The 16,125-nt window shown below is 45.5% G+C and carries 8 protein-coding genes and 1 pseudogene; all 9 read left to right on the plus strand.

The features are described from left to right. A pseudogene (locus LZ23_RS24595) lies at positions 1-213 on the plus strand (integrase); the annotation flags it as partial. A 580-nt stretch (positions 214-793) separates the two neighbouring features. Then, positions 794-3,487 carry a M26 family metallopeptidase gene (locus tag LZ23_RS09455; RefSeq protein ID WP_232300452.1) on the plus strand — a complete coding sequence of 898 codons (2,694 nt, stop codon included), beginning with the start codon at positions 794-796 and terminating at the stop codon, positions 3,485-3,487. Positions 3,488-4,314: 827 nt separating this feature from the next. Further along, positions 4,315-5,664 (plus strand): Lcl C-terminal domain-containing protein, encoded by a 1,350-nt coding sequence (locus tag LZ23_RS09465; protein WP_045213642.1) that lies wholly within the window; start codon positions 4,315-4,317, stop codon positions 5,662-5,664. A gap of 785 nt (positions 5,665-6,449) precedes the next feature. Continuing rightward, positions 6,450-7,727 carry a hypothetical protein gene (locus tag LZ23_RS09480; RefSeq protein WP_045213647.1) on the plus strand — a complete coding sequence of 426 codons (1,278 nt, stop codon included), beginning with the start codon at positions 6,450-6,452 and terminating at the stop codon, positions 7,725-7,727. Between the two features lie 192 nt (positions 7,728-7,919). Continuing rightward, positions 7,920-13,652, plus strand: coding sequence for a LamG-like jellyroll fold domain-containing protein (locus LZ23_RS09485; protein ID WP_198145950.1), 5,733 nt, complete (start codon positions 7,920-7,922; stop codon positions 13,650-13,652). Positions 13,653-14,147: 495 nt separating this feature from the next. Further along, complete coding sequence (locus LZ23_RS09495; RefSeq protein WP_052507271.1) at positions 14,148-14,483, plus strand: nucleotidyltransferase domain-containing protein; 336 nt, start codon at positions 14,148-14,150, stop codon at positions 14,481-14,483. A gap of 151 nt (positions 14,484-14,634) precedes the next feature. Next, positions 14,635-14,946: a hypothetical protein gene (locus LZ23_RS09500; RefSeq protein ID WP_045213652.1), complete on the plus strand. Its 312-nt coding sequence runs from the start codon at positions 14,635-14,637 to the stop codon at positions 14,944-14,946. Then, the gene (locus LZ23_RS09505) at positions 14,936-15,118 is read left to right on the plus strand and encodes a hypothetical protein (protein WP_045213653.1); all 183 of its coding nucleotides are present in this window, start codon (positions 14,936-14,938) and stop codon (positions 15,116-15,118) included. Before LZ23_RS09500 ends, LZ23_RS09505 begins: the two co-directional genes overlap by 11 nt. A 583-nt stretch (positions 15,119-15,701) precedes the next feature. Beyond that, the gene (locus LZ23_RS09510; RefSeq protein WP_045213655.1) at positions 15,702-15,986 is read left to right on the plus strand and encodes a hypothetical protein; all 285 of its coding nucleotides are present in this window, start codon (positions 15,702-15,704) and stop codon (positions 15,984-15,986) included. Positions 15,987-16,125: the final 139 nt, after the last annotated feature.

Here is a 16,125-nt window from a genome sequence, read left to right on the forward strand (position 1 = left end):
TCGGGCTTCAGCCTGACCGATATCAAAAACCATCTTGGCCATGAAAATCTTCAATCCACCATGGTCTACCTCAAGCTGGACCTGACCAGAAAAAAGGAGTTGCAAAAAAAGTTCATTGAATACACCCAAAATCAGATTAAAGACGAAAAGCTTGATGAGCTGATCAACTGGGAAAACGAGCAGGAAACTCTAAACTGGCTGGATAGCCTGTAAGGCTTAAGTACAGGCTCTGCCAAGCTTAAGTAGAGTTCATGCTGGCGATAAAAATTATGTTGCCTCTTAAAAAAAATTATGCTGCCTGTTCTTGTATCCAGCTGTTATCATTGAGGATACAAGAACAAGCCAAAAATCAAGCTATTTACATGTCTGTCAAGGGATTATACAAACTCGCAACATAAGGGACAGTCCCGAAGCCAGGGACAGTCCCCCTCCGGGCTGTAAGCCTCCGGGCAGGAAGCCGTTCCAAGCCATGATAAACCGCTTTTAACCCCATAAAAGATGTGACAAACACATCAATTTTTTCAGTTGTCAGAAACGCGTAATGCTCCCCATGAGCACGGCTTCCTGCCCGGAGGCCTACAGCCCCACAAACATAAAAGCAAGTATTTTTAAAGACCAACATGATTGTTTGAAATATCCAATAAACGCCTAATTAATAACTTAAAGGCAAAATGATATCTTTTTGGTTTTTAATTCATGTGAAATAATCTATAACTATGGAGGTGTTTTTATGTTTACTGTTGCTGATCATTTTCCTGGCAGGAGTCACTCAGAACATGAGTGTACTTGTTGCATGAGACGGCTGTTTCTTGGGATAACTTTTATTCTTGCAATGTGCCTGATTCCGGCGGCCATTGCCTGGGCTGAGTTTGCCGGCGGAACAGGTGCTGAGGAAGATCCCTACCTGGTGGCCACGGCCGAGCATCTAAACAACGTCCGGGATCACCTGGACGCTCATTTCCTTCAGACCGCGGACATCGACCTTGGTGTTGCACCCTGGAGTTCTGGTACAGGATGGACGCCCATAGGGACTTATGAAGACGATCAATATTTTACCGGTAGTTATGACGGGGGTGGTTATACAATATCCAATCTCTTTATCAACCGGGCAGGGGATAACTCGTTTACTAGAAATCCTATCTTAAATTACCAGGGATTATTTGGCTATGTGAGAGGGGCTGTGGTAAAAAATGTCAATATAGAAAATGCGGATATCAAAGTATTTAGAGAAGGAGGATGGCCGACGCATTCTATCGGTATCCTGTCTGGCGCTGCCGGGGGAGTAATAATTGAAAATGTATCAGTCTCCGGCTCTGTTGCTGGGGACAGAGACGTTGGAGGACTGCTTGGTTTTTTTGCCGGCGGTAATCTTATGAATGTTTCTGTTGATGTTACTGTGGAAGGAACAAATTATACTGGAGGTCTGGTAGGTTCAATCGGTGGCGTTGTAGAATTGGGCGGAAAATCGGCCATTCGTTATGCCTCTGTAACAGGGGAGGTTCAGGGCTACCATCGCGTCGGTGGTCTTGTGGGCGGCACCAGCGAACTTTGGCCCCTGTTCACCGATTCCTACAGCAGAGCCTCTGTCAGCGGAGCAGATCATGTCGGCGGGATAATTGGAGTTAGCTATAGCGGAGAATTTCACCGCGTTTACAGCACTGGCCTGGTTAGTGGAACCGGAGATAATGTGGGTGGTTTTGTCGGGTCAACTGGTTGGGGAGCGAGAACCCACGATTGTTACTGGGATGTGGAGAGTTCCAATCAACAAGAAAGCGCCGGAACCGGTGTTACCGGGAAAACCACGGCTCAGATGCAGCAGCAGGACACCTACGAGCACTACAATTTCAGGCTTGTCTGGACAATTGATGAAGGTAGGGGGTATCCGGTTTTTCGGGACCTGAGCCAATATGCTTCACAACAGGCTGTTGATTTGGCCGATCTCGATGGATCAGGCACACCTGAAGACCCATACATCATTACCACCATCCATGAGCTGGCTGCCATGCACCATGATCTGACGGCAAGCTACCGTCTGGCCAACGACCTTGATCTGGAATCCACCGTGATCTGGAATCATGGCCGTGGGTGGAACCCGGTTGGCCGGTGGCAGTCGGGGTTCAGTACATTTACCGGCACCTTTGACGGTGGAGGCTACACTCTCCGCAACCTGGTGATCAATGGTCGGGCAGACCAGCGCGGCCTTTTCGGCAGTGCTGAAGGGGCCGCCATTGAGAATGTTCACCTGGCAGACGCCGATGTTCGCTGTGGATCTGACTGTGCGATCCTGGCCGGAAGGATGTGGTCCAATGCTATTGTTGATAATATCTCGGTAGCCGGACAGGTTATAAGCACTGGTTCCAGGATTGGAGGATTGATTGGTCGAACTGACGGTGGGTATTATACTCCTCGTGACTCTCTAACCCGGGTCTCCAGCGCATCTACCGTAAAAGGGGTAAACGAAGTTGGCGGACTGGTGGGAAGAATTCAGGATACCAATATTACCCTGGCCTTTGCCACTGGAAGCGTCCAGGGAGAGCAGCGGGTCGGTGGGTTAATCGGAGATTTGGGATCTACGGCCAGCACGCTTGCTGATACCTATAGCAGGGCCTCGGTCAGCGGTGTTGAACGGGTCGGCGGGTTGATTGGCAGCGCTACTCGGGGGACAATAAGTCGATCCTTCAGCACAGGCACCGTATCAGGAACCGGCGACAATGTCGGCGGTTTTATTGGAGATCCTGGACATTTTCCAACATTCGCCGACAACTATTGGGATACGCAGACCACAGGTCAGTCTGGCGCAGTGGGCAAGGATGGCGTGGAGGGGCGAACCACGGATCAGATGACCTATCCATACTCTTCAGACACATTTGTTGATTGGGACTTTGCTGCTGTCTGGGCTTCTGATGCAGATTACACCCAAAATGACGGTTACCCCTGGCTCTCCGTCAGAGCGTCTGCAGTCGAGCCCCCTTCATTCATCCAGGTTCCAACAAGTAGTGATACCGGCAATTACAACATTGACTGGGGCAGCTCCAGCACAAGTGGTGTGACATATGTCCTGGAAGAGGCAACCAATTCCAGTTTCACTTCCGATCTGCGTATCGCCTACAATGGCAGCAATTTGAGTGCCTCCATCACCAATAAGACAGACGGAACCTATTACTACCGGGTCAAGGCTACCAAGGAAGGATACGGGGACAGTGAATGGCGTGCAGGTGGCAATGGGTGCACGGTTGAACGTGGCCTTACAGACATGGAAAAAGCAGGGCTGATATTTGCTGAAGCGGAACGTCTTTACCCTGAATGGTTTTTTTCAGGCACTGGCATCAGAACATCTGACAGATATGAACATCTGATGATTTATCAGCATTATCCTGAAAGAAATATCTTCCTGCTTACCTATGACGGGGTGGTGTACTACCATTTCCTGAACCGCTATCATTACTGGTTTACGGTTGAGGAGTGGCTTAAGTATCTGGGATATTAACATTAATAGATGCATATGCAAAAAGTCGGGAAATGAATAATTCAGGAATAAATCAGCTCCATAAACTCTTTGATTTTACTGGCTCCTGACTCCTGACACCTGACTCCTGAGACTGTAAAAATGAGTTTTTGCAGTCGCATCTTAATATGCACTTCAGGGATGATGTAGAGGACGGCATGGGAAGGGCTGATCTACCAGCCAGGCAGTCTCCAGCCTGAAACAATATGTCAATCCTCTACATCCCCCTGGACAGTCTTTTAATGCATTATTGGCATCTGTCAGCCAGAATCCAATTTTGATAGCTTTTTTTTTGATTATCTCCGGAAGCTCAGTTGCAAAAAATGATTTTACGGCAGAACTAATGCCATCCACTGAGAGAGGTCCGGCCCGCCGCTTAACAAGCCAGAGCTTTATCTTTTTTTGTTGACAATCAGTAAAAATTAGTCTTTTAACCTTATCAGCATTTCACATGGAAGCATTACGCATTTTTTGAAAACTGGTTGGGGACAGTCCCGAAGGGGAGCATTACGCGTTTTTGACAACTGGAACTGAATTATAGTCTGTTGTAGCTACAGATGGATCAAACCCAGTAATGACGGATTAGCACGGGGACTGTCCCTGGCTTCGGGACTGTCCCCATCCTGGTTGTCAAAAACGCGTAATGCTCCCGTCCCGAAGCCGGGGACAGTCCCCATGCCATGCCCTTTTCATTATTACCTTTTCCACAGACCTATTCGAAAGGCAGAGAAACTTACTCGCTCAAAAGTGAGAATACTTAGAGAAAATAACTGATAACAGATAAGTAACAACCACCCAAGGACCGTCCCATGAAAAACGCCAATATCGCCGCCAAATCCCAGGCCATGTTCCTGTTCCTTTTCCTGTTCCATTTTCTTGCCGCCCTGACACTCTCCACCCACGCCCAGGCCAGCACATATTACCCCTTCCCGGACACGGGCCAGACTAAATGCTACGATAACGAACTAGAAATTACCTGCCCATCCCCCGGCCAGGACTTCTACGGCCAGGATGCTCAATATCAGCCACGCCTGCCCAGGTCTTACACCAAGCTGGGGCAAGGGGGCACAATACTGACAGATGATGCCCTGCACGTGGACGACGGGGGTCAATGGATCATGACCAGGGACAATGTCACAGGTCTGATCTGGGAAGTGAAGACCAATGCCAGCAAAAACGATACTTACAACTGGCAAAACGCTAAGGGAGTGTTCATCGCTGGGCTGAACAGCTCCAGCTTCGGCGGTTTTTCGGATTGGCGTCTGCCTGATATCAAAGAACTGTCCTCCCTGGCCAACGCGATAGGACCGCCTTTATTCAATGCTGCATGGTTTCCTAAGAATTTGTCGTCCGGTTATTGGTCGTCTACTGGCTACCCCTTTCCAAACGATCACCGCGCGTTGCGAGTCGACTTCAACAGCAGCGTCGTGAGATGCCTCTATAAATTGGGCAGCGGGCACGTTCGTGCAGTGCGTGCCGGGCCTCCCCCCCAGCAGAACTTGGTGGATCATGGCGATGGCACGGTGACGGATATGGCCACGGGCTTGATGTGGCAAAATTGCAGTTATGGCCAGACCTGGAATGATGGCCAGTGCACGGGTGACGCAGTTACCAGAACATGGCAACAAGCTTTGGAAGCAGCCGAAAATTTGAACTGGGCCGGTTATAGCGATTGGCGTCTGCCAAACAGGAACGAATTGCATTCGCTGGTGGATTATACACAGATCAATATGACCATTGATCCAGTGTTTGCAAGTGTATCGTCCAGTTATTGGTCGTCTACTACCAATGCTTACCACCCCCTTGATACACACCGTGCGTGGCTCGTCAACTTTCGCAACGGCCAAGTGGACCTCTACAGCAGTAAGTCAGCCAGCTTCTACGTCCGTGCTGTGCGTGCGGGAAAGTCGAAAACTGGATCATTAATGGAAAAAGCAGAGCTGATATTTGCTGAAGCGGAACGTCTTTATCCGGAATGGTTTTTTTCAGGCACTGGCATCAGAACCTCTGACAGATATGAACACCTGATGATTTATCAGGAGTATCCTGAAAGAAATATCTTCCTGCTTACCTATGACGGGGTGGTGTACTATCATTTCCAGGGCCGCTATCATTACTGGTTTACTGTTGAGGAGTGGCTTAAGTATCTGGGATATTAACATTAATAGATGCACATGCAAAAAGTCGGGAAATGAATAATTCAGGAATAAATCAGCTCCATAAACTCTTTGATTTTACTGGCTCCTGACTCCTGCCTGCCCCGTGAAACAGCCCGCAGGGCTCCCTGTCGAAGACAGGGGTTTCACTGGGGACACCTGACTCCTGCGACTGTAAAAATGAGTTTTTGCAGTCGCATCTTAATATGCACTTCAGGGATGATGTAGAGGACGGCATGGGAAGGGATGGTCTGCCAGGCAGACAGTCTCCAGACTGAAACAATATGTCAATCCTCTACATCCCAGATTAAATGAAAAGAGATTTAAGGGTAGGCACGATTGAAAGGATAAGCACTCATCGGCCGGAAGCCGCAGATTGCATTAGCCCGCCTTCCGGCTTGCCCAGCTGAATAGCTCGAAGAGCTAGCCCGAAGGGCATACAACCGGGGGCGGGATGAATATGCTTTTCTGTTAATCCATCTCTTAATCCTGCCTGCCCGGTTAAACAAATCCGAAGGATTTCCTGCGAAGCAGGGTTTAACTGGGCCTGCCCCGTCAAACCGGGGTCCCCCAGTTAACTGGAAGAAGGTTAACCGGGCAAGCCTTTGGGGTGTTTAAATTGGGTTAATCCTGTCAAACACTCTTCTCTTTATTGATGCAGGCAAAGCCAGCGTTAGAATACCGATAGCCCTTAGTGCTCACAAGAAGGTCTATGGGAGTTAACTTGAAGCTCATTGCATCACTATGGCGGTATATCAATATTTTTTCTAATCCCTTATGGAGAAAAAATGGCGCATAAAAAATCCGATGCAGCTGACATAACTGGACATGTCGATAAATCATACAGGAAATGGGGTTATCTTGCACTTGCAGTTTTTGTTTTCTTTTCCGTCATACTTTTTTCCTCGTATTTTCGAGATAACTCCAAGGTTGAAGCTCCCCAAATAGAAAATACTCAATTACCCGAATTTCCTGACTCTGAACAAGCAACTGGGGAGACAACTTTAAAAATACCTGAATTATATCCTGATAAACAGCCAAATATTGTTGAAATAATACCTGATGTTGGCTTCGATGAACAAACAGGCAGATTTGATTTCGTGTCAGTTCTTCATTCATCCCTTCATTCAGCGGAGAGACCTGAAAAGCGTCAGGAGGTACTGGACCTAACACTTGCTTGGCTGCATAGCCTGCCTCCTGATGAGGCCGTTGCCTTGATACAAGATCTTTTGGATTCGGGTATTGACTTTGAAATCAACATGCCCTTCAGGGTTGGGCAGGGAGGAGTTCTCCGTTCACATCCCTGGTTACGGGTTGCAGCCCTTGATTGGCTGGGCCAGCTATCACCCGAGGCTGCCATGGACTACGCTCGCATTATTTTTGAACAATCTGGCAGTGCAGATGAATGGGCTGTGGCACTTCGTAACTATGGCCGCCTGATAGATCCTGGAACAGACGAATATTTTTCTAAACAAGTCCAAAGACATATATCAAATGAAAAATGGCAGGCAGCGCCGACAGGGGGTTTTGCCGAGGGCTTTGATGCCCTGGTTTATAACCAGCAATATGAGCTGATTCCAGATCTCATTGATCTATCTCAAACCACAAGTATACATCACCTGCTTGCGAGTACAGTCCTGGACAACCTGGTTCAACATGACCGTGAAGCAACCATCCCGATAATCGCACAACACTCAGACTTGTTCGGTGAACAATCACCCCAGCGGGCACTGCTTATGGCTAGGGCTGACCCACGTTCGCCTGAACTGCGTAGAATAATTGAGGACTACTTTCTTGATTCGAAAATTACTATTGAAGAGAAAAAAGTATTTGCTGATCTCTTTCCTCATTTTAGTGGATTTCATGCACATAGGCTTTTATCGACGGATTACATATACCCATTAAAGGTTCAAGCTGAAATAGATTTTTTGACTTTAAATATGATTGGATTATGGAAAAATAACAAAACTTTTTTTGAATATTATGATCTATTGTCTACAATAAAAGAAAGATTAAGTTTTTTTGTTAATGCTGCATATGAGGGTAGCCTTATAAAAAGTTATTAGTTTTTTATACATTATATAAATTAATTATAAATATGAGGAAGAAAAATGCAAAAAACAATATTTAATATATCATATTCATTATTTTTATTATTATTTTGTTTTCCTTTTAAAGTAAATGCAGATATAATTTACTTACCCAAGCCAGTTGATAGCTCTTTTATAGGAGAAAAGCCATATATATATACAGGACGAATGTCGTCTGATAGTGGTTCTGTTATAGGTCATCCAAGAATAATAATAAGCGCTGCACACAGCATTCATAATCCTGGTTCTATCCATTGGGATACTCCAACTTGGAAAATAGACGGTGAACTTCAACAACTGATTCGTGATTATCGCGTTTATACTGACTATGCTTCATTAATCGAGCAGCACTGTGATGTTAATAGTTATCCTTTAGAGTGCGATTCTAATGTTCCATTAACAAGAGATTTCCTTGCTGGAAGGGTTTATAAAGATGCTAATAATGGTTTGTTTGGAGATTGGTACACTGATGGTAATAATGCATTAAAATCAAATGCAGAAAAATTAGCTCTTGGTTATCCTAATTATGGATCTTTGCATGAAATTGGTCCTTTTACAAGAAAATTTTATACACAACTTGACGACTATCTTAGAGTTTGGTTTGCGACTGCTGAACATGGAATGAGTGGTGGACCTGTTTGGGTGAAAAATGACCATGGAGAGTGGGTTTTTGCAGGCATTATCGTTGCAAAACATAAACATGATCTATGGTTTGGGGTGAAAGCAATAACTGAAGATGATTGGCTTTTGGTGAATCAGCTAATACCAGATAATATCAGTATCTCCCCTGAAAATAAGGACTTTCCGAATGCTGGCGGGACAGGGGAAATTCAAGTGACTTCAAATATATCCTGGAAAGCAACCTCACTGACTCCCAGTTTTGTAACCATAGATGAAGGTACAGAAGGAGAAGGAAACGGAACGATTCGTTACAGTGTTGAACCAGGCCAAGGTCTCCAGCGTACTGGCTTGATAAATGTCGAGTCGACCGTCAGCGGCTATTGGGAGTCTCACTTATTCGTTATCAACCAGAAAGCTACGCCGGGCATTTTCATCACACACCCTGAGGCAGGTTCTATTTTTGACGTAGGTGAAACAGTGCCCTTGCGCTGGGAAAACAGAGGTGATGTTGGTGATAAGGTCAATATTGACTTAAGTACCGATGGAGGCCTTAACTGGTCGAGCATAGAAAATAATTACAGCAATACTGGAACTTATAACTGGACTGGAGCCGAGCCCGCTTGCAATAACTGTATGTTGCGTGTTCAAGACACTACTTACCCATTCTATTCAGATCAAAGCAAACCTTTCACCATTAGCTCATATTGTGCTGAATATGATTTCCAGGTTGATTCTGTCAGAGCTGACAGGACATCCATGAGTTTTACTCAATCAAACAGAATCAGAGGCAATGTAGTTAATAAAGGTCCGGGCAGTGATCAAGCAGATGTTACATTTACAATTACAGGACCTGGCAGCTATATTTGCAAAAAATCAGATTCAACAGGTTACAATTCATCAAATTTTTCAGAACAGATGGAATTTTCATGGCCTCAAGGATGTCCATCTCTCTCTGTTGAAGGGACATACACAGCCACAATTCATGCAATGTCCGTAAATGGTTGCGATAATACACCACACAATAACAGTCAGTCAGTGAATATTTATGTTTCGCCTAGTGGTAGTCCACCAACTATTATCGGTTATGAATTTATCACTAACATTTTGGATTCTGACAACTATGAAGTCACTTCCTACGGAAAGACATTCAGGTTAGAGAGTATCAATACATCAACCGGAAGGGCAACTTTGAGAGTTGACGGAGTTTTGGGAAACTATGACAGCCACAAATCCTATCATTCAAATGACAACAAGCATATCTGGTGGTTTTCAGACTATGGGAATATTCCTAACCCATTTATTTATTTAAATGTTGGATATAGCGACGAGAGTTCACTCTTCGACAGTTTTGAAAAGACTGCTTACAAAGGAGATATTGTAGATTTTAATTCCGAAAAGAACTATAATAATAGAGAAGTATATCATGCCAGTATTGGTAACAGGGCAAGCTTTTCAACGAATATAGCTCCGCAAGGTTCTTTTTCAAAAAGTAATAATACGCTTTTAGTCGACACTTCTGAAATGACTTCTGGGTCTCATGAATTTGCAATAGTAACAGATTCATACGCATCTTCTACTGAATATCTAACCTTTGGAAGAATCAGAGTAATTGATCGATCTTATACACTTAATATAAATAAAGGCAATGAAGGAGAGGGGGGTGTTCTTGTCAATGGAGCAACCTGCATTCTCCCATGTACGCAAAATTTCTATAAAGGATCCACAGTTACCGTTGAGGCGCTGCCTGGTGAAGGATACGTATTTTTCAAATGGGGCGGTTTAACAGATGATATTTCTGTAACAAATCCGTTATCTATTGATATGAATGACAACTTGTCTTTTTCTGTATTCTTTACACCAATCAAATACTATGTAATGTATCATGGAAATGAACAGCATAGTGGAACTCCGCCAACTGACGCGAAAAGTTATAGAGCTGGAGATGTTATAAAAGTTCTTGATAACATTGGTAACCTTGCGAAACATGGTTACATTTTTGCTGGATGGAACACGAAACCCGGAGGTGATGGAATCACTAAACCAGTTGACAGCACATTTTCAATGCCTGAAAAGGATGTCCATCTGTATGCCAAGTGGGAGGCAACAATTTCACGCAACCTGGCAGTCAACTCCACCGGCGCATCCTCTGTTTCCATCACTGCGACTCCATCCAACTACGGAGGAACAACCAACTACAGCCATACAATCATCCCCAACAACACGGAAATCACCTTGACCGCACCGGATGCAAAGGATAATGCGATCTTCACGTCCTGGACCGGGTGTGATGAGACGGATCCTGAGACTAGGACGTGTACGGTAACGATGGATGAGGACAAGACGGTGACGGTAAACTATACCAGTGTAACTGAAACCGTAGCTACTCCGACTTTTGATCCTGACGGCGGGGCACACGAAGGTAATATCGTTCACGTTACAATCAGCTGCTCCACACCGGGAGCCACGATCCACTACACCACAGATGGCAGCGAACCCACGCAATCAAGCTGGGATATTACCTCAGGCAGTTTCATAAGTGTACCAGTTCCAGGAACTCTCAAGGCCAGAGCTTATAAGGAGGGAATGAATCCCAGTGAAATCAAGACCGCCCATTACCATGAGCTAAGCAACAATCTGATAAGCGGATTGGTATCGTACTGGACATTGGACAATCATCTTTTGGATTCCCATGGCACCAACCATTGTGAAGCTGCTTCAGGGGTCACGACTCTTTCGGATCAGGGCATAATAAATTATTGTCCATATTTTAACGGATCGAGCAGTGCTTATTTAACATGCGGAAATGATTCGAGTCTGAATATTACAGGAACAGCTATCACAATGTCAGCTTGGATATTCAGCAATAATCCAAACAGTCATAAAAATATTATATCAAAAGGGAGAGATTACACTTCAAACTATGGTTATCACTTAAGATGGGTCGGTGATGGTAGAGTTGACGCACTTTACAGACTTTCTAACGGTCAAAGCAATCGAGTCTTAACCCCTGTACTTGAAAATGACAGATGGTATCATATTGCTTCAACGTTTGATGGAGCAACAGCCAAAATATATGTAGATGGCGAACTTGTAGGATCGAATGTCTTGAGTGGGAGCATCGGCAATGCCAACACTGTATTTACTATTGGAGCTCATTCTGCCGGTCCGTCCGGCTGGGGCTATCAGTGGCGTGGTAAAATTGACGAGGTTGGAATTTGGGAGCGTGTGCTGAGTGATTTAGAAGTATCACTATTATACAATTCAGGTCAGGGAAATCAATATCCATTTTCAGCCACTTCCGGCCATACCCTCACAGTGTCTTCCATCGGCGCTACCAGCGTGTCCATCACGGCAAATCCTGAAGCTTACAGCGGCATTACCGAATATATATATACAGGTATAGATAGCGGAACTGAGATTGTCCTGACCGCACCGGCCACCAGCGGTGGCGCGGACTTCACGTCCTGGACCGGGTGTGATTTAACTGATGCTGCCAGAAGGTCATGCAGCATCACCATGACTTCTGACAAGAAGGCAACAGTACATTACGGGACAGTTTCACTGGAAAACAATTCGTTTATTATATCAGACAAGTCAGGCTCCTACAACATCTGGACAGCCGACTTTGATGGCGATTTTGTTACTCCCAAAAATCAACTGACTCATCTGGATGCACCATATCATGTCGACAACTTCAAGGTTCATGAGCAGACTCAACGCATTGTTTATTCATATTACGAAACAGGCAAAAGGATTAGAGGTCTTAGGGTAATTGATTTTGCCGGCAACATGGTTCAGGAAATTACAAATCTGCCTAGTGGGGGAGGCGCTTCTGACCACTTTGATATTTCACCAAACGGCAAGGAAATCATTTTTGCAAAAGGATTGGAAGACATAGGGCTAAATCGTCAGGAGGCATGGATAATCGGGATTGATAACAGCAACCTTCGCAAGATTATTGGCAGCCACGCCGTACGCAACCGGGCAACTCATAAATCATCTTTTATCTGGCTGGACAATGATATTGTCGTGTTTTCAAATACAGAGGTATGGTCAGCCTACGCAGCTCGACATGAGATACATTTGTATAACCTTGTGACTGAAGAATTTGCAGCCTGGCCCGGAAACAGTCCAAGCACAAGCATTGGCGATCGGAATCCTGTTCTCAATCCTGACCGAAACAAGGTTGCCTTAGAAGTTTGCACACAAACCCAAAGCGGAATCAATATTGTTGATTGGCCGAACGGATTGAATTCCCAAGAATTGATATCACTAAGAACGCCAAGGCCGATCCCGCTTAGCTGGACAGATAATGAGCACATAGTATTTACAGATCGTGAAAACATTTTTTTAATTAATATTGACGGGAACAATAAAATAAACCTGACTCGCAATCTGTCTGAAAATGTCAGCCGTTTCTATCTGCTGCGGTCGCAAAATATTCAGCCGCCCGAACTCCGAAGGGCTGAGCGGATATTTGACACAATTGAGAGTCTTTATCCTCAATGGTTTTACCCTTCAGGCCTGCCTGTTGAGGTATTCGACGAATACGAACATACCATGTACTACCGGTACTATGCATCAAACAACATAACCCTGCTGACCTATAATGGAGTGGTTTATTATGAATACATGGGGCGTTATCATAACTGGGGCACTGTAGATGATTGGTTGACTTATTTAGATTATTGCGGGTTGACAGTCAGTCCTGCATCCTCTGGTACAACCAGCTTCGGTGATATTATTCATGCCGCCGGAAATATATCCTGGCTCAGGCTTTGGACCGGGTCGGAGGCTTTAGGAAGTTACGTCAATACAAGCGCATTCAATGCTTATGGCCACGGCTGGATATCAGTGGATGACCTTGACAGTCTGAAGATGGATTTTGCTCAGCATGAGAATACTACACTTTATGTTCTACCCTGGTCTGGCAATAATGCATGCGGATGGAAAAAGCATGATGTTGACTTCCAGTCATCTGACCTGGTCATAGATTCAGTAAACCTGGATATTGATCGGGATACTTACGCATCCGAAGTGTTCAAGGTCGAGAATGTACAAAACGGCAATCACTGGCTCCAGCTCTGGATTGGAGGTTATCTTGATACTAGCTCGTTCAATATCTATGGAAACGGCTGGATTGAAGCCAGTGACCTTTCAAGGCTTGTGATTCCAGGCGATGCTTTCAGCGGTGGAGACAGCCTGTGGATCAGGCAGTACAGCCAATCTCCAGGCTCCAGCAGCTGGGTGGATTATGATTGGCTGGAATTAAAGGAATAGACTCAAGTAAATACAGGTATTCTGATAAAAAATTACGGTTTTAAAGACTTTGCACCGGGAGCATTGCCAGTTTTAAATTAAAAAGCTAGATCGAAGCATGAAGCTTTATACTTGGCACGGCTTCCTGCCCGGAGGCTTTCAGCCCGGAGGGGGACTGGCTCTCCGGGGGGAGCATTACGCGTTTCTGACAACTGAAAAAATTGATGTGTTTGTCACATCTTTTATGGGGTTAAAAGCGGTTTATCATGGCTTGGAACGGGGACTGTCCCTGCCTTCGGGACTGTCCCCTATCTGGTTGTCAGAAACGCGTAATGCTCCCTCTCCGGGCACCCACTTGGCAATAATTCAGACATACGATTTCAAAATACAGCTCAAGTGGGTGCCGGGGTGCCTGTCCCCAGTATCAGAATGGTTCTGTTTACAGACGGGTAATGCTCCCCTTTGCACCAAGGATTTTGCAGCTGAAAACTTTTCCCGGATTATGGAGATAAGGAAATGTCTTCTGCAAAAGATATATCAGTGAAAAAAGCACTCTTGTTTCTTGACTTGCTTCGCGAGGCAGAAATTGATGTTGCAGAGGCCTACCTGTTCGGTTCGGCTGTAAGCGGGGTGCCCCATAGCGACAGTGATATCGACCTGGCCGTGGTATCAAAGAGATTTCAGGGGATCAGATATCATGACATGAAAATGATCAGCGGACACAGAAGAAAGATTGACCTGCGTCTTGAAATACACCCTTTATACACCCTTTTTCCAAAGATGAGGTGTAGCAGGATACTTTGCAGTTTTTTTTTGAAAATCAAACAGGATGGCTTGAGAATTCATCCGTAGGAGTCAATTGGCCCTGTCGTTGCCAGGGATGAGGCAAGAAAGGCTTGGCCTTCGGCCTGAAGAAGCAAATCTTCCCCAACCATCAACATAACAGAAGAACCATGCCATTCTCATAGCCAACACGATATACAGTGCCGTGTTCAAGTACCTGATGGATGATTTGCCTGTGGCCCGGGTGATCATCTCCACCATTATCGGACAGGAGGTCGAAGAACTGGAGTTCAAGCATCGGGAACGTTCCGCTCAGGTGGCCTCCCTTGGGGTAACCATCTTTCGCCTGGACTTTTCGGCTGTGATCAAGACCGCAGAAGTGGAGCGAAAGAACGTACTCATCGAAATTCAAAAGGCAGGCAAGGGTGAGGATATCAGTCGTTTTCGCCGCTACCTGGCCGAGAAATATTACCTGTCTGGCCCGTGCCGCCCTGAACAGGGCCATCCGCCAAGAGATGGACGTGGAGGATGAATACCTGGATCTGCTCAAACGCAAGGAACGTTCCCATGCCGAGGCCCTGGAGGCTACCAGAAAGGAGTTGGAAAAAGCCAGGGCAAGAGAGGAAGAGGAACGACGGCAGAAGGAAGAGGCATTTGCAGAACTAGCCGGCCTGAGACGCAGGCTGGAGCAAATGAAGAAATGATGTTCAGCCCGGAAGTGAAAGCAGGTGACATTTATCTGCGAGCACTATGGAATTGTCCCTCGCTTGGACTGATTTTTCTGAGTTCACTGCAATTTTTTCCTTTTAGAGTGAGTGCCGGACTGTCCCCACAAACATGTAAGCAATGATTTTTTAACAACCCAACATGTTGATTTGAAATTTCCAATAAGCGCCTAAATATGAAATTCTTTCTTAAGTGCCCGCCTTTCCGCCTCTCACAGGCTTTGGTCTGGGAGAGGCGCTTAGCTGTTTCTTTTCAGAGACTCCTTATTCACAGAAATATGGAGAGGTTTTAATTTTATCTCCACACGTTGCCTTCTGATAGCCGTCCATATTCAAAACTAGTCATGATGCGGCAATTCAGCCTTTTCAAGGTCTGGATTCATACAGGCACGCTTTTTTGCTGATGCTGGAAATTACTCTCGGAAACTGTCCCCATTCAAATCATCTCTAAAAATGATAATGTTTTGCTGATTCAATCTGGCGAGGGGAGAGGATGTCCCTGTGACAGCCGCAAAGCGTTATGCCCTAAGAACGATTTTTCATTACACTGGAGGGTGAAAAAATGATGACTAAAATTGTTCATATATTCTGGATTATTCTTGGTTTTTTTATTCTGTCAGTCTTGCCGCCAGCCATTGCGACCGCTTATTCCGGCACGTATTATATCAGGACCGACGGCGGCGATGCTTTACAGTGCACAGGCCTGGCTGACGCCCCTTATCCTGGTGCGGGCACGGCCCAGGCCTGCGCCTGGTCTCATCCATTCTGGGCTTTGGATACATCCGGGAACTGGAAAATTATGGGGTCTATTCTTATGGGGTCGGACCTAATCAAGATATTGATTTAATTGTATAAATATCCTCTATAGAGTCTATAATTGGCCTTAGAACGCCCATTTCGATACTCAAAAACCAGTTGTAAGCAAATATGCCCAGAGCCAACAGATTTTTTTGCCTGATCATGTATGGCATACCCCGGTGAAATAG

It is taken from the genome of Desulfonatronovibrio magnus (assembly GCF_000934755.1).
GTDB classification, from domain to species: Bacteria; Desulfobacterota; Desulfovibrionia; order Desulfovibrionales; family Desulfonatronovibrionaceae; genus Desulfonatronovibrio; species Desulfonatronovibrio magnus.